Source organism: Sphingopyxis sp. HIX (assembly GCF_001468285.1).
Taxonomy (GTDB): Bacteria; Pseudomonadota; Alphaproteobacteria; order Sphingomonadales; family Sphingomonadaceae; genus Sphingopyxis.
Genome location: NZ_LNSB01000062.1, coordinates 1 through 23,598, shown reverse-complemented (window position 1 = coordinate 23,598; position 23,598 = coordinate 1). Strand labels below are relative to the sequence as shown.

At 67.1% G+C, this 23,598-nt stretch carries 24 protein-coding genes and 1 pseudogene; 10 read left to right on the top strand and 15 right to left on the bottom strand.

The annotated features are described in order from the left end of the window. Positions 1-69 precede the first annotated feature (69 nt). The 4 genes from ATE62_RS21135 to ATE62_RS21120 all read right to left on the bottom strand — a co-directional run bounded on the left by ATE62_RS21135 (position 70) and on the right by ATE62_RS21120 (position 6,079). Positions 70-1,026 (bottom strand): glycoside hydrolase family 5 protein, encoded by a 957-nt coding sequence (locus ATE62_RS21135; RefSeq protein WP_058809702.1) that lies wholly within the window; start codon positions 1,024-1,026, stop codon positions 70-72. A 119-nt stretch (positions 1,027-1,145) separates the two neighbouring features. Then, entirely contained in the window at positions 1,146-1,679 is a 534-nt protein-coding gene (locus ATE62_RS21130) for a CHAP domain-containing protein (RefSeq protein WP_058809696.1), read from the bottom strand. Positions 1,680-1,886: 207 nt separating this feature from the next. Then, positions 1,887-4,241, bottom strand: coding sequence for a putative bifunctional diguanylate cyclase/phosphodiesterase (locus tag ATE62_RS21125; protein ID WP_058809695.1), 2,355 nt, complete (start codon positions 4,239-4,241; stop codon positions 1,887-1,889). Positions 4,242-4,327: 86 nt separating this feature from the next. Continuing rightward, complete coding sequence (locus tag ATE62_RS21120) at positions 4,328-6,079, bottom strand: fatty acyl-AMP ligase (protein ID WP_058809693.1); 1,752 nt, start codon at positions 6,077-6,079, stop codon at positions 4,328-4,330. A gap of 176 nt (positions 6,080-6,255) precedes the next feature. On the opposite strand from ATE62_RS21120, the gene ATE62_RS21115 reads away from it, so the two are divergent. From ATE62_RS21115 to ATE62_RS24090, 4 genes and pseudogenes are all read left to right on the top strand, one after another. Further along, positions 6,256-6,828 carry a regulatory protein RecX gene (locus ATE62_RS21115; protein ID WP_058809701.1) on the top strand — a complete coding sequence of 191 codons (573 nt, stop codon included), beginning with the start codon at positions 6,256-6,258 and terminating at the stop codon, positions 6,826-6,828. 34 nt (positions 6,829-6,862) lie between these two features. Beyond that, positions 6,863-7,315, top strand: coding sequence for a DUF192 domain-containing protein (locus ATE62_RS21110; RefSeq protein WP_058809691.1), 453 nt, complete (start codon positions 6,863-6,865; stop codon positions 7,313-7,315). Positions 7,316-7,485: 170 nt separating this feature from the next. Continuing rightward, positions 7,486-7,872, top strand: a complete 387-nt coding sequence (locus ATE62_RS21105) for an NADH:ubiquinone oxidoreductase subunit NDUFA12 (protein WP_058809690.1) — start codon at positions 7,486-7,488, stop codon at positions 7,870-7,872. Positions 7,873-7,877: 5 nt separating this feature from the next. After that, positions 7,878-8,282 (top strand): annotated as a pseudogene (locus ATE62_RS24090) (DUF2155 domain-containing protein); the annotation flags it as partial. Positions 8,283-8,317: 35 nt separating this feature from the next. Here ATE62_RS24090 and aat read toward each other — a convergent pair. Both aat and ATE62_RS21090 read right to left on the bottom strand, forming a co-directional pair. Further along, positions 8,318-9,103, bottom strand: a complete 786-nt coding sequence (aat, locus tag ATE62_RS21095) for a leucyl/phenylalanyl-tRNA--protein transferase (RefSeq protein WP_443028880.1) — start codon at positions 9,101-9,103, stop codon at positions 8,318-8,320. 256 nt (positions 9,104-9,359) lie between these two features. Beyond that, positions 9,360-10,187 carry a class I SAM-dependent methyltransferase gene (locus ATE62_RS21090; RefSeq protein WP_058809685.1) on the bottom strand — a complete coding sequence of 276 codons (828 nt, stop codon included), beginning with the start codon at positions 10,185-10,187 and terminating at the stop codon, positions 9,360-9,362. Between the two features lie 82 nt (positions 10,188-10,269). On the opposite strand from ATE62_RS21090, the gene ATE62_RS23990 reads away from it, so the two are divergent. Both ATE62_RS23990 and ATE62_RS21085 read left to right on the top strand, forming a co-directional pair. Beyond that, entirely contained in the window at positions 10,270-10,458 is a 189-nt protein-coding gene (locus ATE62_RS23990; protein ID WP_231736362.1) for a hypothetical protein, read from the top strand. Next, positions 10,455-11,003 carry a demethoxyubiquinone hydroxylase family protein gene (locus tag ATE62_RS21085; protein ID WP_058809684.1) on the top strand — a complete coding sequence of 183 codons (549 nt, stop codon included), beginning with the start codon at positions 10,455-10,457 and terminating at the stop codon, positions 11,001-11,003. The genes ATE62_RS23990 and ATE62_RS21085 overlap by 4 nt, the downstream gene beginning before the upstream one ends. Before the next feature lies 1 nt (position 11,004). On the opposite strand, the gene ATE62_RS21080 is transcribed toward ATE62_RS21085, so the two are convergent. The 7 genes from ATE62_RS21080 to ATE62_RS21050 all read right to left on the bottom strand — a co-directional run bounded on the left by ATE62_RS21080 (position 11,005) and on the right by ATE62_RS21050 (position 18,126). Further along, on the bottom strand, positions 11,005-12,495 hold the full coding sequence (locus ATE62_RS21080; RefSeq protein ID WP_058809700.1) for a CpaF family protein: 1,491 nt from the start codon (positions 12,493-12,495) through the stop codon (positions 11,005-11,007). A 196-nt stretch (positions 12,496-12,691) separates the two neighbouring features. After that, positions 12,692-12,949 carry an ATP synthase F1 subunit epsilon gene (locus tag ATE62_RS21075; protein ID WP_058809683.1) on the bottom strand — a complete coding sequence of 86 codons (258 nt, stop codon included), beginning with the start codon at positions 12,947-12,949 and terminating at the stop codon, positions 12,692-12,694. 1 nt (position 12,950) lies between these two features. Then, entirely contained in the window at positions 12,951-13,484 is a 534-nt protein-coding gene (locus ATE62_RS21070) for a hypothetical protein (protein WP_058809682.1), read from the bottom strand. Continuing rightward, positions 13,484-15,019, bottom strand: a complete 1,536-nt coding sequence (atpD, locus tag ATE62_RS21065; RefSeq protein ID WP_082662950.1) for a F0F1 ATP synthase subunit beta — start codon at positions 15,017-15,019, stop codon at positions 13,484-13,486. Before atpD ends, ATE62_RS21070 begins: the two co-directional genes overlap by 1 nt. A gap of 24 nt (positions 15,020-15,043) precedes the next feature. Further along, a complete protein-coding gene (locus tag ATE62_RS21060) occupies positions 15,044-15,919 on the bottom strand; it encodes a F0F1 ATP synthase subunit gamma (protein WP_058809681.1) in 876 nt (291 codons plus the stop codon). A 107-nt stretch (positions 15,920-16,026) separates the two neighbouring features. Next, entirely contained in the window at positions 16,027-17,556 is a 1,530-nt protein-coding gene (gene atpA, locus ATE62_RS21055; protein ID WP_058809680.1) for a F0F1 ATP synthase subunit alpha, read from the bottom strand. Positions 17,557-17,559: 3 nt separating this feature from the next. Next, positions 17,560-18,126, bottom strand: a complete 567-nt coding sequence (locus ATE62_RS21050; protein ID WP_058809679.1) for a F0F1 ATP synthase subunit delta — start codon at positions 18,124-18,126, stop codon at positions 17,560-17,562. Positions 18,127-18,384: 258 nt separating this feature from the next. Here ATE62_RS21050 and ATE62_RS21045 point away from each other — a divergent pair, with 258 nt between their 5' ends. The 4 genes from ATE62_RS21045 to ATE62_RS21030 are packed head-to-tail and all read left to right on the top strand — an operon-like array spanning position 18,385 to position 21,002. Then, entirely contained in the window at positions 18,385-19,062 is a 678-nt protein-coding gene (locus tag ATE62_RS21045; protein WP_058809678.1) for a dienelactone hydrolase family protein, read from the top strand. Next, the gene (locus ATE62_RS21040; RefSeq protein WP_058809677.1) at positions 19,059-19,586 is read left to right on the top strand and encodes an AAA family ATPase; all 528 of its coding nucleotides are present in this window, start codon (positions 19,059-19,061) and stop codon (positions 19,584-19,586) included. The genes ATE62_RS21045 and ATE62_RS21040 overlap by 4 nt, the downstream gene beginning before the upstream one ends. Before the next feature lie 9 nt (positions 19,587-19,595). Then, entirely contained in the window at positions 19,596-20,396 is an 801-nt protein-coding gene (locus ATE62_RS21035; RefSeq protein ID WP_058809676.1) for an alpha/beta hydrolase, read from the top strand. A 48-nt stretch (positions 20,397-20,444) separates the two neighbouring features. Next, positions 20,445-21,002, top strand: coding sequence for a hypothetical protein (locus ATE62_RS21030; protein ID WP_058809675.1), 558 nt, complete (start codon positions 20,445-20,447; stop codon positions 21,000-21,002). Here ATE62_RS21030 and ATE62_RS21025 read toward each other — a convergent pair. Beyond that, on the bottom strand, positions 20,980-22,527 hold the full coding sequence (locus tag ATE62_RS21025) for a S1C family serine protease (RefSeq protein ID WP_058809674.1): 1,548 nt from the start codon (positions 22,525-22,527) through the stop codon (positions 20,980-20,982). The two genes, ATE62_RS21030 and ATE62_RS21025, sit on opposite strands and share 23 nt — an antisense overlap. A gap of 48 nt (positions 22,528-22,575) precedes the next feature. Continuing rightward, positions 22,576-23,397: a DUF2306 domain-containing protein gene (locus ATE62_RS21020; RefSeq protein WP_058809673.1), complete on the bottom strand. Its 822-nt coding sequence runs from the start codon at positions 23,395-23,397 to the stop codon at positions 22,576-22,578. Between the last annotated feature and the right edge of the window lie 201 nt (positions 23,398-23,598).

The window sequence follows — 23,598 nt, the reverse complement described above, 5'->3', positions numbered from 1 at the left end:
TGCCCACCCCGCTGCGACTAGCGAACAAGTTCGCAAGTCTCGCTGCCCCTCCCGCCTGCGGGAGGGGAGCTATTCGATTCCCGCCATCTTGCGGAGCTGCGCGCGCACCAGCTTGCCCGACGCGGTAATATCCTCCTCGCGCCACGTCCCGTCGGTCGCGGTGCCCGGTTTGAAGATCGCCGACATCTCGTCCTTGTCGGCGATCGACCAGTTGGCGTAGCCGATCCCGCGCGCCTCCATCCAGTCCCACCAGATTTGCGCTTCGGCGGCATCGATGCTCTCGTCGCCGCTCGCCTGCGTCGTGCCATATTCGGTGACGAACAGCGCGGCGCCGCGGTCCAGCGCGGCCTGCGCCTTGTCGCGATAGGGCTGTTTGTGGCTCGCGGCGTAGAAGTGAAGCGTATAGGCGATGTTGGTCCCCGCGACGGGGTCGGCCGCCGCCTCGTCGACGTCCTGGCTCCAGCTCCTGGTGCCGAGTACGACGATATTGTCGGGATCGTGCGCGCGGATCGCGGCGAGTACGCGCTCATGATAGGGCTTCAGCACTTTTGCCCAGCCATGTTCGGGCAGCGGCTCGTTATAGCTTTCGTAGATCAGGTTCGGCCGGTCGCCATATTTCGCCGCGAGCTTGCCGAAATAATCAGCGGCCTCGGCCGGGTGCGGCTGGTGCGCGTGCCAGTCGACGATGACATAGAGGCCGAGCTTGGTCGCGGCCTCGATCACCGCCTCGACCTTCGCCGCCTCGGCCTCGGGGTTGGTCAGATAACCGCCATGCTCGACCGCCATCGCGGCGCGGATGACAGTGATGCCCCACTCGTCGCGCAGGCGGCGGAGGGTCGCCTCGTTATAATAGCGCGGGATCCACTGGCTCCAGAACAGGCTCATCCCGCGCAAGGTCACGGGGGCGCCCTGCGCATCGACCACCCGCGTGCCCTCGATGCGGAGCTGGCCGTGGCGTTCGACCGGGGTCTTGGCGTGCGCGACGGTCGCGATCAGCGCCGCGACGATCAGAACCAGTGTCTTCATCCACGCCATGCCGCTTCCCCTTCGAGGGACGAGCATAGGCACGGCGTATCCGCCCGCAAGCAGATTGGTAAGAAATAGGTATGAAGTTGGTCTTTAGGTAGCGCCAAAGCGCCGGGGGCTTACTGGCCGAGCGAGGCGGCGATCAGCTCGAGGCCGTTGCCGGGCTTCCAGTCGCTCTTCGCCCAGACGGGGGCTTCGAAGCTCGGCGCCTTGCGCGGCGTGCCACCCGCATAGATGAAACCCTGCACCGGATTGGGGCGAAGGCCGAGGTCGCCGATCGGGGCGTACCATACGCGCACCGAGCTCCAGTCGCCCGCGGCGCTGACGTCGACGACGCGGACGTTGCGTTCGATCTGGCCGCGACGGCCGTTGATCGGCGACCAATTGGCATGGTCGATCAGGATTTCGCGGTCGCCGACGATCTTCTTGACCACCGCGACATGGCCGATCGGCATCGCGCGGGTGCCGGCGAAGGCCATGACGGCGCCCTCGCGCGGTTCGTCGCCGCGCTCATATTGACCCGCGGCCTGCGCCCACCAGGTGCCGGCGTTGCCGCGGATTTCGACGCCCGATTCGGCGCGCGCGAAGGGAACGCACTGGAGGTAGGAAGCGGCGGCGGCGGGGGTGGCGGTCAGCGCGGTAGCGAGCAGCATGACGCATGCGACGATGGCTGCTGAAAAGCGGCTGGCTGACATGGAAAGCGACCCCCCGATGGCTTGTGTTCAAGCGTTGGAGTGTCTCTGCCACGGCGGGCGGAACAAACCACCCGCCGCGCGACGAATCGCATCGCTGGCGGGGTGAGCCGGGGAACCTTTTGAAAGGCCGCTCGATTCGTCGACAGAGCGGCTCGGCTCGCCGCGTCAGGCAGCGGCGACGGCCTGTCCGGCGGGCGGGCGGAAGAGCGTCAGCACGTCGGCCGCGGGCATCGGGCGGCCGTAATAATAGCCCTGGATATTGCTGCAGCCGAGGCTGCGAATCGTCTCGACCTCGACCTCGCTCTCGGCGCCTTCGGCGGTCGTCGACATGCCGAGGCTGTCGGCGAGCGCGACCACGGCGCGGATGATCGCGATCGATTCGGTGACGCCCTTCGCCGCGCCGACGACGAAGCTGCGGTCGACCTTGATCGTCGAGAATTGCGTCTTGCGCAGATAGCCGAGCGACGAATAGCCGGTGCCGAAATCGTCGAGGCTGAGGCGGATGCCGAGGCTGATCAGCTGGTCGAGCAATTGCGCCGCGCCGCCGCCGTCGCGCAGGAACACGCTTTCGGTCACCTCGATCTCGAGCCGGTGCGGCGGCAGCCCGCTCTGCGCGAGCGCCGAGACGACGACCGAGGCGAAGGCGGGGTCGGTGAGCTGTTCGGCCGAGACGTTGACCGCGACCTTGAGGTTCGAGGGCCAGCGCATCGCCTCGTGGCACGCGGTGCGCAGCACCCATTCGCCGATCGGCGAGATCAGGCGGCTGTCCTCGGCGAGCGGGATGAAGCGGCCGGGCGACACATTGCCGAGATTCTGGTTGTTCCAGCGGATCAGCGCCTCGAAACCGTTGAGCGTGCCGTCGTTGGCGGTGACGACGGGCTGGTAATAAAGCTCGAACTCGCGGCGATCGAGCGCGCCGCGCAGTTCCTGCTCCATCACGCGGCGTTCCTCGGCCTGGGCGTGCAAGGACGCGACATAGCCCGCGACGACGTTGCCGCCCTTGTCCTTCGACTTGTAGAGCGCGAGGTCGGCGTTGCGCGTCAGCGTCTCGACCGTCGCACCGTCCTGCGGGCCCATCGCGTAACCGACGCTGGCGCCGACGAACAATTGGTGGTTGTCGACGACATAGGGCCGGCTGAGCGTCGCGATGATGCGGCGCGCCAGCCCCTCGGCCTCTTCGGCCGACGGCAGATTGTGGAGCACGACGCCGAACTCGTCGCCGCCCAGCCGCCCGCAGGTCATGCTGTGCTCCATCATGCTGCGCAGCCGCGCCGCGACCTGCGCGAGCAATTTGTCGCCGACCGGATGGCCGAGCGTGTCGTTGACCGCCTTGAAGCGGTCGAGGTCGATCATCAGCAGCGCGCAGCGCGTCTTGGCCTCGATCGCATGCGTCAGCGCGCGCTCGAGGTCCTCGTTCATGCTGAGGCGGTTGGGCAGGCCGGTGAGATTGTCGAAGCGCGCCATCTTGGCGATCTGCTCGGCCGAGGCGCGCTGTTCGGTGACGTCCGATCCGACCCCGCGGAAGCCGAGGAACTTGCCCGCCTCGTCGAGCCGCGGCGAGGCCGACAGCTCCCACCAGCGCGGGGTGCCGTCGATCGTCACGGGAACGATGAGGTTCGAGAAGCTCTCGCGGCGCTTCATCCGCTCGGCCATGTCGTGCAGGCTCTTGGGGAAGTTGCCCGTCTCCCACGCGTCGCCCGAGAGCGCCTGGAGCAGGGGCAGCCCCTCGAGCTGGTCGGCGGGCGAACCGAGCGCGAAGGCGAGGCGCGGGGTGACGTGGATCAGGCGGCGGGCGTTGTCGGTCTGCCACAGCCAATCGGCCGAGGTTTCCTCGAACTCGCGCAGCAGCAGGCTGACGGTCTCGGTCTTTTCGTGCAGCACTTCCTCGGCGCGGCGGAAACGGACGTGGCTCTGCGCGAAGCGGATGCAGAAGCCCGAGAGCAGCGCGCCCGCGGCGACCGCGATCCCCGCCTGCGCCGGGGCGCCGGCGACCACCAGCGCGGCCGCGGCCGACAGGCTGACGGGCACGATGAACATCAGGCACGCCATCGGCAGCGTGTGCGCGACGATCGCCAGCGTCAGCATCATCAGCAGCGCGACGGTCCACATCGACAATATATGGTCGGGCGAGGGCGACAGGCCCTGCAGCCAGAAGGGCGCTGCCCAGACGATCGCCGAATAGGCGGCGTGGCGGTGGCAGAGCGAAAATTCGGCGGCGCCCGAATGATGGAGCTCGCCGATCGGCAGGCGCGAGACGACCTGCCACGACCAGAGGGTGAAGAGGATGGTCGCCGCGGCCCAGCCGCCGACGATGGCGATGGGGATGGTGCTGAGCATCGTCAGCACCGCGACGATCGTCATGCCGAGCCCCATCAGCAGGCGCAGCTTGCCGCGCCCCTTGAGCGGCGCGAGCTGCAGCTGCCTGAGGTCGCCGATGTCCTGGTCGCGCGGGTTCAGCCCGAGCAGCGCACGCACGGGAATCTCGTCGGTCGGAATCGGATCGTTCGCCACCCTGGTCACGGGACCGGTCTAGCGAAACGGGGTTACTTGAAAGTAACTATCCGGGAGTTCGCGAATGCTTTTTCCGTCCCGGTGCGGGACGGAAATCAGGCTGCTATTGCGAAAGGCTGTATTTCACCGGCGAGATATTGCGCGCGCGCCTTCGAACGGCTCAACTTGCCCGAGCTGGTGCGCGGCAAGGTGCGTGGCGGGATCAGCTCGATCAGGCAGTTCATGCCGGTGATCGCGCGGACGCGGTCGCGGATCGTTTCGCGCAGCGCGGCGCGCTCGGCATCATCGCTGGTGCGGCACTGGACGAGCACCGCCGGCGTCTCCTCGCCGCCCGGCGCGGTGATCGCGAAGGCGGCGATGTCGCCCGACTTGAAGCCGGGGAGCTGCTCGACCGCCCACTCGATATCTTGCGGCCAGTGGTTCTTGCCGTTGATGATGATCATGTCCTTGGCGCGGCCGACGATATAGATGTAACCACCTGACAAATAACCCATATCGCCGGTGTCGAGCCAACCGTCCTCCATGCAGGCGGCGGTCGATTCGGGGTCGCGATAATAGCCGGTCATCAGCGACGGGCCGGTGCACCACACCTTGCCGACGGTCTGGTCGGGCAGGATGTTGCCCGCCTCGTCGCGGACCTCGATGGTCATGTCCTTGACCGCCTTGCCGCAGTTGACGATCGCGCGGTAGCGCGTCGGGCGACCGCTGTCGTTCGCGGCGCCCGACAGCTCGGTTTCCTCGACCAGCTCGACGACGATGCCCTCGCCCGGCGGCATGATGCTGACCGCGAGCGTCGCTTCGGCGAGGCCGTAGCTCGGCAGGAAGGCACTCGCCTTGAACCCGGCGTCGGCGAAGGCGTCGACGAAATGCTGCATCACGTCGGGGCGGATCATGTCGGCGCCATTGCCCGCGACGCGCCAGCGCGACAGGTCGAAGCGGTCGGCGACATGCGTCTGGCTCGACACGCGGCGCGAACAGATATCGTAGCCGAAGGTCGGCGAATAGCTAAGCGTGGTGCCCGCGTTGCGGCTGATCAGGTCGAGCCAGGCGAGCGGACGGCGCGCAAAATCCTCGGTCTTGAGATAGTCGACCGACACCTGGTTCGCGACGGGCGAGAGCAGGCAGCCGACGAGGCCCATGTCGTGGTACCAGGGCAGCCAGCTGATGCAGCGGTCGCTGTCCTGGACGTTCATGCCGTGCGAATGCGCGGCGAGATTGTTGAGCAGGGCGCCGTGGGTCACCGCGACGCCGTGCGGGAAGCGCGTCGAGCCGCTGCTGTACTGGAGATAGCAGGTCTCGTCGGTCTTCTGTTCGGGGAGATCGGCCGCCGGCGCGGGACGCGCGGCGAATTCGCTCCAGTCGATCGGCGCGACATTCTGCTTCTCGGCCGCCTCGACCGCCATCGCGGCGATTTCGGGCGGGAAGAAAAGCATCGTCGGGTCGCAGCTGGTCAGCTGGACGACGAGCTGGCCGACATAGCTGTCGCGCCCGCCGAAGCTGGTCGGCAGCGGCAGCGGCACCGGCCAGGCGCCGGCGTAGATCGTGCCGAAGAAGAGCGCGGCGAATTCGGCGCCGGTCTCGGCGATCAGCGCGATGCGGTCGCCGGGCTTCACCCCCGCCGCGATCAGGCGGTAGGCGGTGGCGAGCGAATCGGCCTTGAGCTCGCTATATGGATAGGGGCGCACCAGCTTGCCGCGCGGGTCGTGGAAATTGAGCCCGCGGGTGCCGCTGGCGGCATAGTCGAGCGCTTCGCCGACGGTGGCGAAGTCCGAAAAACGGCGCGGTTGTGCGCATTCGGTCGGCGTCGGCACGAGCGCGTCGGCTGCGTCAATCTTGCTATCGTTCATAGGAGCTCCGGCATCCCGCGATGCGGGGCGCGCGGCAACAAGCATGTCATCTTTCTGGGCCATACGTGCTGCGCGATCCCTTATCGTTGGAACAAATCGCCTATTTTCAGGCATTGGTGCCCGATATGGCGGCGCTGGTCGTTCTCAATCGGGCCCGACTGTGGCATAAACATGGCATGGTCAATTCCCGCGCGCGATCCGACCGGGCCAGAAAACCCCTGGACGCAGCGCGGCTCGGCGAGCTGGCGCTGGCCTATGTGGTGCGATTCGCCACCAGCCGTGCCAAATTGATGCGCTATCTGTCGAGAAAGATACGCGAATCCGAATGGCAGGGCGACGCCGACCCGGTCGCGGTGTGCGAGGCGCTGGTCGCGAAGGCCGAGCGGCTGGGTTTCGTCGACGACCGGCAATATGCCGCGATGCGCGGCGCGGCGATGACGCGGCGCGGGCTGGGGGTGCGGCGGGTCAAGGCGCAGCTTTTCGTCGACGGCATCGCCCCCGACGATGCGGGTGACGCGGTCGAGAGCGCCGAGGATGCTGCGCTCGCCTCGGCGCTGGGATTCGCGCGGCGGCGGCGTTTCGGGCCCTTTGCTGCTATCGCGGTCGACGATCCGGCGAAGCGCGAGCGACAGGTCGCGGCCTTTGCGCGCGCCGGCCATTCGCTCGGGCTCGCGCGGCGCATCCTCGCGATTCGCCCGGGGGACGACGCGGCGCTGGCGGCGCTGGACGACGAAGCGGGGCGCGATTAGGGCAGGGCCCTCCCAACCGGCGAAAGGATGGCCGATGCGTGCACTGTTTCCCGCCCTTGCCCTGATGCTGGTAGCGCCGCTCGCCGGCTGTTCGGGCGGCGATTCCGCGGCCGAAAGTTCGTCGACCGCGGTGACGGTGAAGATGGCGGACAAGGCGCATGTCTTCAACGTCGAGGTCGCACGCACGCCCGAGGAGCAGGAAAAGGGGCTGATGTTCCGCACCAGCCTGCCCGAGGGCGGCGGCATGCTGTTTCCGTTCGCGAAGCCCAAATATGCGAGCTTCTGGATGAAGAACACCCTGATCCCGCTCGACATGATCTTCATCCGCACCGACGGCAGCATCGACCGCATCGCCGAAAACACCATCCCCGAAAATCTGGAGCCGGTGGTCAGCGGCGGCGAGGTGGGCGCGGTGCTCGAGCTCGCGGGGGGCACCGCGGCCCGGCTCGGCATCGACGAAAGCGCGACGGTGACGTGGAAAGATTGAGCCACCCACTATTCCCCGTTCGGCCTGAGCCTGTCGAAGGGCTGTTCTTTTTTGCCACCGTCGAAAGGAAGGACGGTCCTTCGACAAGCTCAGGACAAACGGAAAAAGGGGAAGTGTGATGCCGCTTTGGCGCTTGCGCGACCGCTCTCCTTGCCTGTAAACGCGCGGCCATGGGCATTTTAGGCAAGATTTTCACTTGGTGGGACGGCGCAACCGTCGGCACGCTCCTCAACAGCTGGGCGAGCGGCGAGAAGGTCGGCGAGGACAGCCTCGGCAACACCTATCACCGCGCCAAGAAGGGTAACCGCCGCTGGGTGATCTATAAGGGATCGAACGACGCGAGCCGGGTGCCGCCCGAATGGCACGGCTGGCTGCACGGCACTTTCGACGAGCTTCCCGCGGACATCCTGCCCGCGCCGCGCGCCTGGGAAAAGGACCCGAGCGCGAACCTGACCGGCAGCACGGGCGCCTATCGCCCCGCGGGCGCGCTCGAACGCGGCGGCCGCCGCGCCGCCGCGACCGGCGATTACGAGGCGTGGCGCCCCGGCGCCGAGTGAACCGCATGCGCGCGCGCCCGATCCCGACCGCGCTGATCGCGCTGCTCGCCGCGACGGCGCTCGCCGGCTGCGACCGCGGCGCGCCCAAGGGCAATGGCAGCGCCACCGTCCAGACGATCGCCAAGTCCGAGCGTGTGCCCGCCGAGGTCGGCGGCATCGAGGGCGCGACCCCGATGGCGGAGCGCGTCGCCATCGTCGGCCTGCTCAACAAGCGCAACGGGCTGGTCCGCGATCTCGAGATGAAGCCCGGCGACAGCGCGCGCGTCGGCCGTGCGATCGTGCGGCTGCGCGCCTGCGAGACGACCGCGCCGTGGGAAGATCCGCCCGAGACCGGCGCCTTCGTCCAGCTGACGGTACAGGATCAGCGCGACGACCAGTGGTACCGCGTCTTTTCGGGCTGGATCTTTCGCGAACGCCCCGAGCGCAACGTGATCCAGCACCCGATCTACGACGTCTTCGTCAAAAGCTGCGCGATGACATATCCGGGCGGCGAGCCCGTCGCGCGCGCGGTCGCCAAGTCCGAATCGGGCGCGGCGCCCAAGGCGTCGAGCGCGCCCCAGTCGCCCGCGGCGAACGGCGGCGAAGGCACCCAGCCGGCAGCGCCCGCCGCGACCCCGGCTCCGGCGCCTGCCGCGCCGCCGCCCGCCAACACCGAATAGAGCCGCGCGAGGTAGTCGGCCTGGCTGATCTCGATCGCGCCGAGCGACTCGAGGTGCGGGGTGATGAACTGGCAGTCGAGCAATTGCCAGCCGCCCGCGATCAGCCGCGCGACGAGATGCGCGAGCGCGACCTTCGACGCGTCGCGCACGCGGCTGACCATCGATTCGCCGAAAAAGGCCCGGCCCAGTGTCACGCCGTACAGCCCGCCGACGAGCTCGCCTCGCTGCCAGCATTCGACGCTATGCGCATGGCCGAGGCGGAAGAGCCGCTCGTAGCTCGCCTTGATCACCGGGTTGATCCACGTCGTCGGGCGGTCGGCGGCGGGCTCGGCGCAGAGTGCCATCATGTCGGCGAAGGCGCGGTCGGTGGTGACGTGGAAATGCTCGCCGACGATCGTCCTTTTCAGCCGGCGCGACAGGCGGAAGCCACCGAGCGGCAGGATCGCGCGCAGCCGCGGCTCGACCCAATGGACCGACGGGTCGTCCGCCGCGTCGGCCATCGGGAAAAGCCCCTGCGCATAGGCGCTGAGCAGCAGCGCGGGGTCTATGGTCTCGAACGGGCGGGTCAGAATCTGCCCTTCACGCGGCTGAGGCGTCGAAATGGCGAAGATATCGCCTTCGCGGGGCCGCGACAGGTAGTGGTTCTACCTGCAAGGCCGCGCGGAGGCGAGATCGAAGCCATTTCGGCGTCCCTTCGGGATTTGGTCGATTTTGTCCACGGCTGCGTCAGCGAGCCTTGGAATATATGCATATGCCTGCGCCTCGCTTCCTGGCCCTGAACAAAATCGCCTCAAACCTCAGTCGCGTGAAGGGCAGATTCTGACCCGATCAGCTCGCGGGCTTCACGAATTTGAGCGTCATGCGGTCCGATTCGCCGATCGCGACATATTTGTCGCGGTCCTTTTCGCCCTCGCGCAGGTTCGGCGGCAGCGTCCAGACGCCCTTCTCATAATCCTTGGTGTCCTTGGGATTGGCGTTGATCTCGCTCTTGCCCGCCAGCTTGAAGCCCGCGGCCTCGGCAAAGGCGATGATCGAGCTTTCCTTCATATAGCCCGACTTCTCTTCCTTCGCGGCATCGTCGCTTTCGTTCAGCCGGTGGTCGACGACCCCCAAAGTGCCGCCGGGCTTCAGCATCGCATAGATCTGCTTGAAGGCATTGGCCGTGTTGTCGGTGCCGTCGAAGCGCCAATTGTGGACGTTGCGGAAGGTCAGTACGACGTCGGCGCTGGCGTCGGGGACTTTGGGGTTCGCGCCTGCCTGCGGGAATTCGGCCAGCTTGACCGCGCCATAGGTCGCGGCGTCGGCCGCCTGCTTCTCCTTGAAGCGGTTGAGGCCGCGCTCCCACGGCGCCGCGACATAGAGCGTGCCGCCGCCGCTCTTGGCCAAAGGCGCGAGGATTTCGGTGTACCAGCCGCCGCCCGGCCACAGCTCGACCACCGTGTCGCCGGGCTTCACGCCGAAAAAGGCGAGCGTTTCGGCGGGGTGGCGATAGGGGTCGCGCGCGACATTGGCCGGGGTGCGCGTCGGCGCGGCGACCGCGGCGGCGATCGCGTCGCCGGGTTTGGCGGCTTCGCTGGCGGTGGCGTTCGACGCGGGCGCGCTGCACGCGGCAACGGCGATCAGCGCTGCACTTGCAACGGCATGGAAATGACGCATATCGGGCACCTCTCTCGGGGAGCGGGCCGGTCGGTGCCGGCCCGGTTGGGGGAGCGGCCATAGTGCGAAGGGAAAGGCTCGGATGCAAGTGTCCATGCTGTCGGTGAGCATCGGCGCGGCTGTGCTGTGCGGCATCGCCGAATGGGCGAGCTGGCGCCGCAACAACCGCCGCGACGTCGACCGGGTGGGTTTCATGCCGTGGCGCGGGATCGCGCTCGCCTCGGCCTGCGTCGCGATCTTCGCGCTCGCCTTCTGGATCCATCAGAAATGATGGCGACCCGCCTGGCCGCGCGGCTCGGTGCCGGCGAAACCTTGGGCGACCGGGTGATGAAGGTCGATCATGCGGGCGAACATGGCGCGGTCTGCATATATCGCGCCCAACGCTGGTTCGCGCGCTGGCGCGCGCCCGAGATGCTGGACGAGCTTGACGAATTCCTGGCGCACGAGCGCGACCATCGCGCGCGCTTTGCCGCCGAATTGCGCCATCGGAACCGTCGCCGCTGCCGCAGCTATCTGTGGTGCGGGCTCGGCGGCTTCGTGTTGGGCGCGGCTACCGGGCTTGCGGGACGCGGTGCGATCGCCGCGACGACGGTCGCGATCGAGCGCGTGGTGCTGCGCCATATGCACGACCAGATCGCGGCGCTCGAGGGCGTCGACCCTGCCGCAGTCGCGGCGCTGCGCGAGATCGTCGCGGAGGAACAGGCGCATCACGATCGGTCGGCCGAACATTCGACCGGCACCGGCTGGTCGCGGTTGATCGATCCGCTGGTGGGCGCATCGACCGAGACGGTGATCTGGCTGGGTATGCGGCTGTGATCTAGAGGCACGCCTCGAGATAGGGCTGGTCGAAACCGAACTGGCGCGCCTTTTCGAGCGTATAGGGGCGCAGGCCCATCGAGCGATATTCGCCCATGATCTTCCCGTCCTTGTCCTCGTCCATATATTCGAACTTGAACAATTCCTGGGTGACGATGACGTCGCCTTCCATGCCGATCACCTCGGTGACGTTGGTGACGCGGCGCGAACCGTCGCGCAGGCGCTTGATCTGGACGATCAGGTCGACCGAATCGGCGATCTGCTTCGAAATTGCTTCCTTGGGGATCTTGATGTCGCCCATGAGGACCATGTTTTCCATACGGCCGAGGCATTCGCGAGGGCTGTTGCTGTGGAGCGTACACATCGAGCCGTCGTGACCGGTGTTCATCGCGGCGAGGAGATCGAAACATTCGGCGCCGCGAACCTCACCCATGATGATGCGGTCGGGGCGCATACGCAGCGCGTTCTTGACGAGGTCGCCCATGTGGATCGCGCCATTGCCCTCGAGGTTCGCGGGGCGCGTTTCGAGCGGCAGCCAGTGCGGCTGCTGCAGGCGAAGTTCGGCGGCGTCCTCGATCGTCAGCACGCGTTCGCCGGGGTCGATCATCTTCGACAGCGCGTTGAGCATCGTCGTCTTGCCCGAGCCCGTACCGCCCGAGATGACGATGTTGAAGCGGCTGGCGCCCGCGATCTTCAGTGCGGTGCACATCTTCTGGCTCATCGCGCCCCATTGGCAGAGCATGTCGAGCGTGATCGGCTTGGCCGAGAATTTACGAATCGAGATCGCGGTACCGCGCAGGCTCAGCGGCGGCACGATCACGTTGACGCGGCTGCCGTCCTTGAGGCGGGCGTCGGCGAGCGGCGTGGTCTGGTCGACGCGGCGACCGACCTGGTTGCAGATGCGCTGCGCGATCTGGAACAGATGCTGTTCGTCGCGAAACTGGATCGGCGCGATGATCAGCTGGCCCTTGCGCTCGACATAGGTCTGATACGGTCCGTTGACCATGATGTCGCTGATGTCGGGGTCGGCGAGCAATTCCTCGAGCGGGCCGAAGCCCAAGAGCTCGTCGACGAGCACCTTTTCGAGCGCGAACTGCTCGCGGCGGTTGAGCGTGATGCGAAGCTCGGCGAGCACCTCGAGGATGATCGGACGGAATTCCTCGGTCAGCTCGTCCTTGCTGAGCGTCGCTGCGGCCTCGGGATCGACGCGTTCGAGCAGGCGCGGCAGCACCTGTTCCTTGATCTTGTGGACGCTCGCTTCGAACCCCTGCGCCTTTTCGGGCTCCATATTCTCGGCGGACGAGCGCTGGTTGAGCCGCTCCATCGCTTCCATTTCGGGGGCCGCGCTCGCCAGCGGATCGGGCAGCGGGGCGGCGTCGATCGCGGGGAACTGGCCGCCGCCCGAAGGCGCGCCCGCGCCGCCCTGCATCGGTTTCGCCACGCCAAAGGCGGGGCGTCCTGCGGTACCGGGGCGGCGTCCGAATGCGCTCATGATGCTGTCCTGCTTCCGAATCATATCCATGGATGTCGCGCAGCCGAAGCATGCGAACCCCCAATCGACAGGGTGAATAGCGCGGAAACTTTGACATTATCCTAATGGCCGGGTGGCGGGTCCGGGCGGCCGACGCAAAAACGCCCGCATCGGGGGGATGCGGGCGTTTGTTTTGCCGGATCGGGCGGTTGAGGCGTCAGCCGGCGATATGCTCGGCGAGGACGGTGAGGCCCGCCTCATTGACCTCGGCAAAGCCGCCTTCGACCTCGATCGTCTCGGGCTCGGCGCCCTGCTTGGCATAGATGGTCAGCGGGCCGTTGCGCAGCGTCGCCATGAAGGGCGCATGCCCCTCGAGCACCGAGAAGTCGCCTTCGCTGCCCGGTACGGTGACCATATAGACATCGGCGGTCCGCTCGAGGCGGGCGGGGGTGACGAGTTCGAACTTCAGAGCCATCTTACTGATCCGTTATGAAAACCTGGAACGCGGCCATTTGTCCGCGGGGCCCAGAGGCATTGATGAATTGGACGCCCACCGTCACGCCTTCTTCGGGCCTGGCACTGAGGCCCTCGACGGTGGAATATTCATTCGCGGACGAACTGGCCGGATCGGGCGAAAAATCGATACCCAACCGACCGAGGTTCGCCCGAAGGGCGGCGTGGGCCGTCTCGCGCTGCGGGCCGAGCACCATGACCTGGCAAAAGGCCGTTTCGGTGGCCGCGCCGATCACAATCTCGCCGTCGCCGCGCTTGAGGCTCAGGATTTGCATGGCGCCTACCCGCGGATGTTGGCGGGTTTCAGGCGCCCCTACAAAGCCAAGCGCCTTTATTTCCGGCCCGTCGAGCTTGATCTCATCGTCGTGCAGCTTCGGGCATTTGTCATAGGCGATATCCACCGCCAGTTCTGCCAGGCTTGCCTCCTGAACCGTGGCCGCCGAATGCGGCGACGCTATGCACAGGGCGGCAAGCAAGGCAGTTGCCCGAAACTTCATCAGGCGTCTTCGGCGAGCTTCGCGGCCTTGGCGACGACTTCGTCGATGCCGCCGACCATGTAGAAGGCCGCTTCGGGCAGATGGTCATACTCGCCGTCGACGACGGCCTTGAACGACTTCACCGTGTCCTCGATCGCGACGAACTTGCCGGGGATGCCGGTGAAGACTTCGGCGACGTGGAACGGCTGCGACAGGAAGCGCTGGATCTTGCGCGCGCGGGCGACGACAAGCTTATCTTCTTCCGACAGCTCGTCCATGCCGAGGATCGCGATGATGTCCTGCAGCGACTTGTACTTCTGCAGCGTTTCCTGAACGCGGCGCGCGGTCTCGTAATGCTCCTGGCCGACGGTCGCGGCGGTCAGCACGCGCGAGGTCGAGTCGAGCGGGTCGACCGCGGGGTAGATGCCGAGTTCCGAAATCGCGCGGTTCAGCGTCGTCGTCGCGTCCAAGTGCGCGAACGAGGTCGCCGGCGCAGGGTCGGTCAAGTCGTCCGCGGGGACGTAAATGGCCTGCACCGAGGTGATCGAGCCCTTGGTGGTCGAGGTGATGCGTTCCTGCAGTGCGCCCATGTCGGTCGACAGGGTCGGCTGGTAACCCACCGCCGAAGGAATACGGCCGAGCAGCGCCGACACTTCCGAGCCCGCCTGCGTGAAGCGGAAGATGTTGTCGACGAAGAAGAGCACGTCCTGGCCTTCCTGGTCGCGGAAATATTCGGCCATGGTCAGGCCCGACAGCGCGACGCGGGCGCGGGCGCCCGGGGGCTCGTTCATCTGGCCGAACACCAGCGCCACCTTCGACCCGTCGGGGGTCGGGTTGCCGTCGGCGTCCTTGGCGATGACGCCGGCGTCGAGGAATTCGTGATAGAGGTCGTTGCCTTCGCGGGTGCGTTCACCGACGCCCGCGAACACCGACACGCCGCCGTGGCCCTTGGCGATGTTGTTGATCAGTTCCTGGATCAGCACGGTCTTGCCGACGCCGGCGCCGCCGAACAGGCCGATCTTGCCGCCCTTGGCGTAAGGCGCGATCAGGTCGATGACCTTGATGCCGGTGACGAGGATCGCGGCTTCGGTCGACTGGTCGACGAATTCGGGAGCCTTGGCGTGGATCGGCGCCGACATGCCGGCGTTGACCGGGCCGCGCTCGTCGATCGGGTCGCCGATGACGTTCAGGATGCGGCCGAGCGTCTGCGGGCCGACGGGAACGGTGATCTGCGCGCCGGTGTCGGTCACGGGCTGGCCGCGGGTCAGGCCGTCGGTCGCGTCCATCGCGATGGTGCGGACGGTGTTCTCGCCGAGGTGCTGCGCGACTTCGAGGACGAGGCGGTTGCCGTTGTTGTCGGTTTCGAGCGCGTTCAGAATCGCGGGCAGGGTGCCGGTGAACTGGACGTCGACGACGGCGCCGATGACCTGCGCGACGCGGCCCGTGGCGGTACCGGCGGTCGCGGCCGCCTTCGGAGCAGCAGCCTTCTTCGGCGCAGCAGCCTTGGGCGCAGCGGCCTTCTTGGCGGGGGCCTTCTTCTCGGGAGCGGTAGCCATTATCTTCTTCCTTGGGTTGATCGATTAGAGCGCTTCGGCGCCCGCGATGATTTCGATAAGCTCGGTGGTGATCGCCGCCTGACGCGTGCGGTTGTACACGATGGTCAGCTTGTTGATCAGGTCGCCCGCGTTGCGCGTCGCATTGTCCATCGCGGTCATCGACGCACCCTGTTCGGATGCGGCATTTTCCAGCAGGCCCTTGAAGATCTGGATCGTGACGTTGCGCGGCAGGAGGTCGGCGAGGATTTCTTCCTCGCCCGGCTCGTACTCGACCGCGGCGCCGCTCGAAGCGGGAACGTCGGCGGGCGGCGGAACCGGGATCATCTGCTGGCCGGTCGCGATCTGGAGCAGCGCCGAGCGGAACTTCGAATAGAAGAGATGCGCGACGTCGAAGGCGCCGGCTTCGTACAGCTCCATCACCTTCGCCGAGATTTCGCTCGCCTGGTCGAAGCCGATGTCGCGGATGCCGGTGGTCTCGTACTGCTCGATGATCTGGCCCGGAAAGAGCCTGCTGATCACCGGGCGGCCCTTGCGGCCGACGAGGTAGAAGACGACCTTCTTGCCCTGTGCCTGCAACTCGAGCGCCTTGTCGCGCGCGGCCTTGACGATGTTCGAGTTGAACGCGCCGGCAAGGCCGCGGTCGCTGTTGAGCACGACGAGCAGGTGCGTGTCGCTCTTGCCGGTGCCCGACAGCAGCTTCGGCGCCGAGTCCGACGCGCCGACCTTCGACGCGAGGCTGGCGACGACGCGCTCCAAACGCTCGGCGTAAGGGCGCGCGGCCTCGGCGGCCGCCTGCGCCTTGCGCAGCTTGGCGGCGGCGACCATCTTCTTGGCCTTGGTGATCTTCTGGGTCGACTTGACCGAGACGATCCGCCCTTTGAGTTCCTTGAGTGATGCCACTCTGTCGGTTCCTCTATTTTGTCATTCCCGCGAAAGCGGGAACCTAGGGATAGCTTGCGCTGCGTCGCACTGGGTCCCCGCTTTCGCGGGGATGACAAGGTAAGTGTTTACGCGAAAATCTTGCCGAAGGCGTCGAGCGCGGCGACCAGGCCCTTCTTGGCGTCGTCGCCAAGATCCTTGGTCTCGCGGATCGTCTTCAGCACATCGACGTGGTCGCTGCGCAGATAGGCGATCATCGCCGCTTCGTAGCGCGACACGTCGGTCGTCGCGACATTGTCGAGATAGCCGTTGGTGCCGGCGAAGATCGACGCGGTCTGCTCTTCGAACGGCATCGGCTGGAACTGCGGCTGCTTCAGGAGTTGCGTCAGGCGCGCGCCGCGGTTGAGCAGCTTCTGCGTCGAGGCGTCGAGGTCCGAACCGAACTGCGCAAAGGCTTCCATCTCGCGATACTGCGCGAGCTCGAGCTTGATCGAGCCCGACACCTTCTTCATCGCCTTGGTCTGCGCGGCCGAGCCGACGCGGCTCACCGACAGGCCGACGTTGATCGCCGGGCGGATACCCGCGTTGAACAGGTTGGTTTCGAGGAAGATCTGGCCGTCGGTGATCGAAATCACGTTGGTCGGGATGTACGCCGAAACGTCGCCCGCCTGCGTTTCGATGATCGGCAGCGCGGTGAGCGAACCCGAACCATTGTCGCTGTTCATCTTCGCGGCGCGCTCGAGCAGGCGGCTGTGGAGATAGAAAACGTCGCCCGGATAGGCTTCGCGGCCCGGCGGGCGACGCAGCAGCAGCGACATCTGGCGATAGGCGACGGCCTGCTTCGAAAGATCGTCGTACACGATGACGGCGTGCATGCCGTTGTCGCGGAAGAATTCACCCATCGTCACGCCGGTGTAGGGCGCGAGATACTGGAGCGGGGCGGGCTCCGACGCGGTCGCGGCGACGACGATCGAATATTCCATCGCGCCATTTTCTTCGAGCTGGCGCACGATCTGCGCGACGGTCGAGCGCTTCTGGCCGACGGCGACGTAGATGCAGTAGAGCTTCTTCGATTCATCGTCGCCGGCGTTCGCCTGCTTCTGGTTGATGAAGGTGTCGATCGCGACGGCGGTCTTGCCGGTCTGACGGTCACCGATGATCAGTTCGCGCTGGCCGCGGCCGACGGGGACGAGCGCGTCGAGCGCCTTGAGGCCGGTCTGGACGGGTTCGTGGACCGAGGTGCGCGGGATGATGCCCGGCGCCTTCACTTCGACGCGCATGCGTTTGTCGGCCTTGATCGGGCCCTTGCCGTCGATCGGGTTGCCGAGACCATCGACCACGCGGCCGAGCAGGCCCTTGCCGACGGGGACGTCGACGATGGTGCCGGTGCGCTTGACGACGTCGCCTTCCTTGATCTCCGAGTCCGACCCGAAGATCACGATGCCGACATTGTCGGCTTCGAGGTTGAGCGCCATGCCCTTCACGCCATTGGCGAATTCGACCATCTCGCCGGCCTGGACATTGTCGAGGCCGTGGACGCGGGCGATGCCGTCGCCGACCGAGAGCACCGAACCGATTTCGCTGACCGTGGCGTCGGTCCCGAAATTGGCGATCTGGTCCTTGATGACCTTGCTGATTTCAGCGGCGCGGATTTCCATTATTCAGCCTTTCATCGCAGTCGCGAAGCTATTGAGACGGGTACGGATGCTCCCGTCGATCAGCTGGCTGCCCAGCTGGACGACGAGGCCGCCGAGGATGGCGGGATCGACGGTGGTGGCGACCGCGACATCGCGGCCGACACGGGTTTTGAGGTTCGCCGTCAGATCTTTCAGCTGCTCGGCGGTCAGCGGGTGCGCGCTGGTGACCTTGGCGGTCACTTCGCCGCGGTGATCGGCGACGATCGCGACGAACGCGTCGATCATCTTGGGCAGGTCGGCGAGGCGGCGGTTGTCGGCAAGCACGCCGAGGAATTTGGCGGTCAGCGAATCGAGCTTCATCGCCTTGGCGACGGCGGCGACCGCCTTGGCGGCATCGCTGCGGCCGACGACGGGGCTCGCGATCAGCGCCGACAGGTCGGCCGATTCGGCCAGGCCCGAACGAAGCGCCGCGAGGCTCTTCGACACCGCGTCGATCGCGTTCGATTCGCGGGCCAGATCGAACAAAGCGACCGCATAGCGGCCCGCGAGGCCCGCCGTGATGTTGCCCTGAATGCCGCCGGAATTCTCCACGCGCGAAAGTCCTTTTCTACGATCCCTTGGGGGATGGCTGCGCGGATTTGAATGGTGTCCAAAAACACCCCCGCTGCAAAGTCGCGGCGCGCGTAGCAACGATTGTACTGCAATGCAAGGCGAGGGTGGGGTGAATCCCGCTGCCTCCTGAAACCCGTTCGCCCCGAGCTTGTCGAAGGGCCGTTCTTTCTTCAAAGGTCGAGAGACAGAAGGACAGGACTTCGACAAGCTCGGGGCGAACGGATGAGGGGTAGGCATATGGGCGAGATGATCCGCATGACGATGGACGATGGCGCCGACATTGCCGTCTATCATGCCGAGGCCGAGGGCGAACGCCGCGGCGGGCTGGTGCTGATCCAGGAAATCTTCGGCGTCACCGACCATATCCGCGACCTGTGCGACGAATATGCCGCCGACGGTTACGAGGTGCTCGCCCCCGCGATCTTCGACCGCGAGCATCCGGGGTTCGAGAGCGACTATTCGGGGCCGCAGTTCGAACGCGCGGTGCAGCTGGCGCGCGAACTCCACCCCTTCGAGCAGAGCCTGAAGGATGCGCAGACCTGCATCGACGCATTGAAGGGCCGCGGCCCCGTCTTCATCACCGGCTATTGCTACGGCGGCTCGGTCGCATGGCGGATGGCGCAGATCAGCCCTGACCTCGCCGCGGCCTCCTCTTATTACGGCAGCCTCGTGCCGACCCAGTTCGCGGATCAGGCCCCACAATGCGCGACGATCGCCCATTTCGGCCGCTTCGACGCGGGCATTCCGATGGAGGGCGTCGAGGCGCTGATCGCGAAGCAGCATCCGACGGCGCAAATCTTCGTCTATGACGCCAACCACGGCTTCAACAGCGATCGCCGCAAGGATTATCATGAGCCGTCGAGCGAACTCGCGCGCGAACGCACGCTGATGCTGTTCAGGGCGTGCGGGGGGTGAGGCTGATCTTCCTCCACGGACCCGCTGCGTCGGGCAAGCTGACCGTCGCGAAGGAGCTGGCGGCCCTCACAGGCCTGTCGCTGTTTCACAATCATCTGGTGGTCGATGCCCTGCTTGCGGTGTTTCCGTTCGGGAGCCCGGGTTTCGTCGCCTTGCGCGAGCGGATGTGGCTCGACGTCTTCGCCGCGGCGGCGGCCGAGGATCGTTCCTTGATCTTCACTTTCCATCCCGAGGCGAGCGTCGCGCCCGATTTTCCGCAGCGCGCGGCGGCGCTGTTCGAGGGGACGGGCGGCCGGGTCGATTTTGTCGAACTGACGTGCGCGCCCGAGGTCGTCGCGGCGCGGGTCGAGGCGCCGTCGCGGCAGGCGAGCGGGAAACTCTCGTCGCTGGCGATGCTGCGCGAGCTCGATGCGGCGGGGGCGTTCGCTTATCCGCCGCTGCCTAAGTCTGCGATGACGGTAGACACCGGCGCGGTCGCGCCCGCCGAAGCGGCAGCGCGGATTCGCGCGGCGCTGGACCTCTGAGCCGGGTCCGTGAAGATCGTCATCAACCTGCTGCTGTTCCTGCTGGTCTTCGTGCTGGCCGCGACCGCGATCCTCTACACCCAGCAGCGCCGCCTGCTCTTTCCCGCGCCCGCACAATATCCCGCCGAGCCGCCCCCGGGTTTCGCGCTCGTCCACACGCAGACCGACGACGGGCTGCGCCTGTCGGCCTTTTACCGCCGCGCCGCGCCGGGCAGAAAGACCCTGCTCTTCTTCCACGGCAATGGCGACAATATGCTCGGCGCGATCGAGGCGACGCGCGGGCCCGCCGCTGCGGGGCACGGCCTGCTGCTCGCCGAATATCGCGGCTATGGCGGCAACCCGGGGTCGCCGGGCGAGGAGGGGCTCTACCGCGACGGCGAAGCCGCGATGCGCTGGCTCGCCGACGCCGGGGTAGCGCCGCGCGATATCGTCGTCGTCGGCAATTCGATCGGCTCGGGCCCCGCGACCGAGATGGCGCTGCGCCATGAGGTCGCGGCGCTGATCCTCGTTTCGGGCTTCTCGGACCTGCCCGCGGTGGTGCAGAGCCAGGTGCCGGTCATCCCGCGTTGGCTGGTGCGCGACCGCTTCGACAATGCGGCGAAGCTCGGCCGGGTCGCGGCGCCGGTCTTCCTGCTCCACGGCGACGCCGACACGCTGGTCAAGCCCGACAATCTCGACCGGCTCAAGGCCGCGCGCCCCGATGCGACCGTCGCGCTGGTCGCGGGCGCCGGCCACGAGCTCGCCTATACCGCACCGGCGCAGGCGATAGTGACACGCTGGGTCGAGGGATTGCCCCAGCCGCGGCACTAACCCGATCGCAACGCTTTTGGCCGATGGGCGGGGTGAGAGGAGCGCGCCATGTCCCTGACCCTTGCGCTGATGCTGCTCGGCGGCACCGATTTCGGGCTCGATCCGGCATGGAAGCCCGTGGCCGATCCGCTCGCGCCCGCGCGTGCGGGCAAGATCCAGTGCCTCGATCCCGATCCCGCCGCGCGGACGTGTCGCGGCATGGCGTGGTTCGACCTGCGCGGCGACGGCATCGTCGTGGTGCGCCAGATCATCATTTTCAACAACCTGCCGACCCATGCCGCCGAGGCGCGTTTCCGGGTGAAACGCGAGGGTGCGGCGCTGTGCGGCACGCTGAGCGATGCCGAAATGGCCAGCCACCGCATTGTCCACAGCCGGGCGCCCTATGCACCGGCCCGCGACGACCGCATCCTCATCCTCTTCCGCGAGGAGATGCTCGCGACGCTCTGGAACCGCAAATTATGCTCTTATCATTACGAGCGCGCGGGCGACGATCTGCAACAGGAGGTCGGCACCGTCGACGGCATGTTCGCGGGCGAGTTGATGAGCCTCTACAGCTGGATCGACCCGAAGGCCGGCTGGCGGCTCAAGGCGCCGCCGCAGGGGTAACCGCGGTGCCCCTGGCGAGCTTCTGGCACGAATAGACGAGCCGCTCGTTGGGGCTCGGGGGCAGCACCGCGCGGATCGCGTCCTGCTGCGTCGCGAGGGCGGCGAGCTGGTCGGGGGCGACGCTGCAGCCCTTGACCTCCACCCCCGCGCGAACCTCGCGCGCCTTGGCCATCGTCTCGGCGTCGAGCAGATAGCGGTCGACGCGGTAGTCGGTCCCCGCGCCGTCGATCGACGCGATCGTCACCGTTGCTTCCTCATTGGGGACCAGGATGCGCTGCCAGCGGCCGTCGCTGCCTTGCGCATATTGGGTGCGGCCGTTGATGCAGCCGTCCTTGCCGATCGCGACGGGGACGTCGGGGGTTTCGGACACGGTGATGCGGCTGCGCTCGGGGCGGATCGTGCAGAGCAGATTGCCTTCTGCCAGCGCGGGGGGCAGGTCGGCGCTGCCGGTGCCGGCCTTGGTCTCGGCGGGCAGCTCGCCATGGCCGCTCGGCCGGGTGACGAACAGGATCGCCGCGACCAGCATCAGCACCGCGCCGGCGCCGCCCGCGATCTTGGCGTTCTTCACATTCTTCTGGTTATGAAACATCAGACCCGCGCCCGCGGCGAGCGCGCCGATCACGAAGAGCACGCCCGCGAGCGCCATGCGATTCTCGCGCGCGGCCTGCGCGTCTTCGTCGGCGCGCGTTTCGCGCAGTTCGCGGTCGAGCGCGGCGGCCGCCTCCTTGTCGGCGTTGGCGGCGGCCTTGGCGCGCGCATCGGCGTCGAGCGCGGCGCGGTCGCGCGCGTCGGCCTCGGCCAGCGTCAGGCACGGCGTGCCGATGCTGCCGAAATTCTGCCCCGCGTCGGTCAGGAAGCGCGTCAGCTCGCGGTTGGCGATCGCGAAGGAAAAGGGCGAATCGCCGTCGTCGGCGCGCGTCATCGCATTGTTGATGCCGACGATGCGTCCGCACTGGTCGACCAGCGGCCCGCCCGAATTGCCGCGCGCGATCTGCGCGGTGTGGACGAGCATCGCGACCCCGTCGACGCCCTGCGTGTTCGACAGATTGCCCTCGCTGCGCACCGGGGTGCGCGGGGTGATATAGTCGGCGGCGCCGCGCGCGGTCGCGGCATCGACATTGCCCGGATAGCCCAGCGCGACGACGTCGGCGCCCGATTCGAAGGGCCCCGCGTAGATCGCGGCGGCGGGCACGCGCCCCTCGGTGATCTCGAGCAGCGCGAGGTCGCGCTTGGTGTCGATCGCGATCAGCTTCGCCGCATAGCTTTTCTGCCCCTCCGACGGGACGACGCCGAGCGCGACATTGTCGGGATAGCGCGCCGCCGATTCGACGACATGCGCGTTGGTGACGATGCGCGTGGGCGAAATGGCGATGCCGCTGCCATGGCCGAAGCCGACGACCTCGCCGTCGACCATCGCGACGGTGACGACGCGCACGACGCTGCGCGACGCGGCGCTGATGTCGTCGGCGCGCGCGGGCATGGTGAGGGCGAAGAAGGCGAGCAGCAGCGCGAGGAGGCGGGTCATGGCGGCGAACCTAGCCGCTGGCGACGCGAAGACAAGCGGGAGTCTGCCCTAAATATAGGGGCTCCACATCATCATCCACGCCCCCGCGCTGCCCGCGAGGATGACAAGGCCCGACAGGCCGAGCAGCGCCGCGACGCCCTTTTTCGCGAACGGCGTGCCATGCGCGCCCGCGCGCAGATAGAGCTCGGCGACGGCGAGCGGCAGCAGCGAGTTGGCGAAGGCGAGGAACAGGTCGAACGGGCCGTCCATCGCCTTGCCGATCCCCGCGCCGCCGGTTGCGAGGCCCCATACCATATAGCCGACGCGCATGAACCACACCGCGCTCGCGACGACGAACAGCCGGATCGCCCAGCGGCGATGCTCGGCGAAGCGGCGTTCGCGGGCGGCGCGCCACGCCAATGCAGCGAAGGTGAGGATGAGCAAGGCGTCGAGCGTGATGCCGACCGCACCGGTGAGGTTCAGCCAGGTCCCGCGGCCCCAGGTGAGCCACAGCCCACCGAGCGCGAGCGCCAGCGCGCTCGCGAGATAAAGCCGCCCGTTCCAGCGGTGGAGCGCCGGCCAGCGGCCGCGGATCGCCGGGATCAGCTGGACGAGGCCGCCGAGCGTGATCACCGCCGCCATCAGCACATGCACCGCGAAGAAGAGATTGCCGCCCGTGTCGCCGGGCACGAAGCCCTTGATTAGCGGCTTGGCGTTCCACGCCGCGAAATCGCCCGACAGCGAAGAAGGATAATAGAAGAGCAGGATGAAGGCGGTGAACAGCAATTGCCCCGCCGCGATGCTGAGGTAGCAGAAGGTCGCCGCGCGCCCGAGCCAGTCGGCGCCGCGCGCGGGGCGGCCGGAAACGAAAGATGCGTCGATGGTCGCCATGCTGCCGACTCCCCTGATTTGGCGGAAGGGTGGCGTATGGATGTTGGTGTGTCAATGTTATAATACAGTGATACGGCGGTGGGGGACGTGACCGCTTTCGGGCGGGAGCTGCCGTTGAGGGATGGAACTAATTTCCCCTCCCGCAGGCGGGAGGGGCAGCGAGACTTGGGCGCTTGCGCCCTAGTCGCAGCGGGGTGGGCC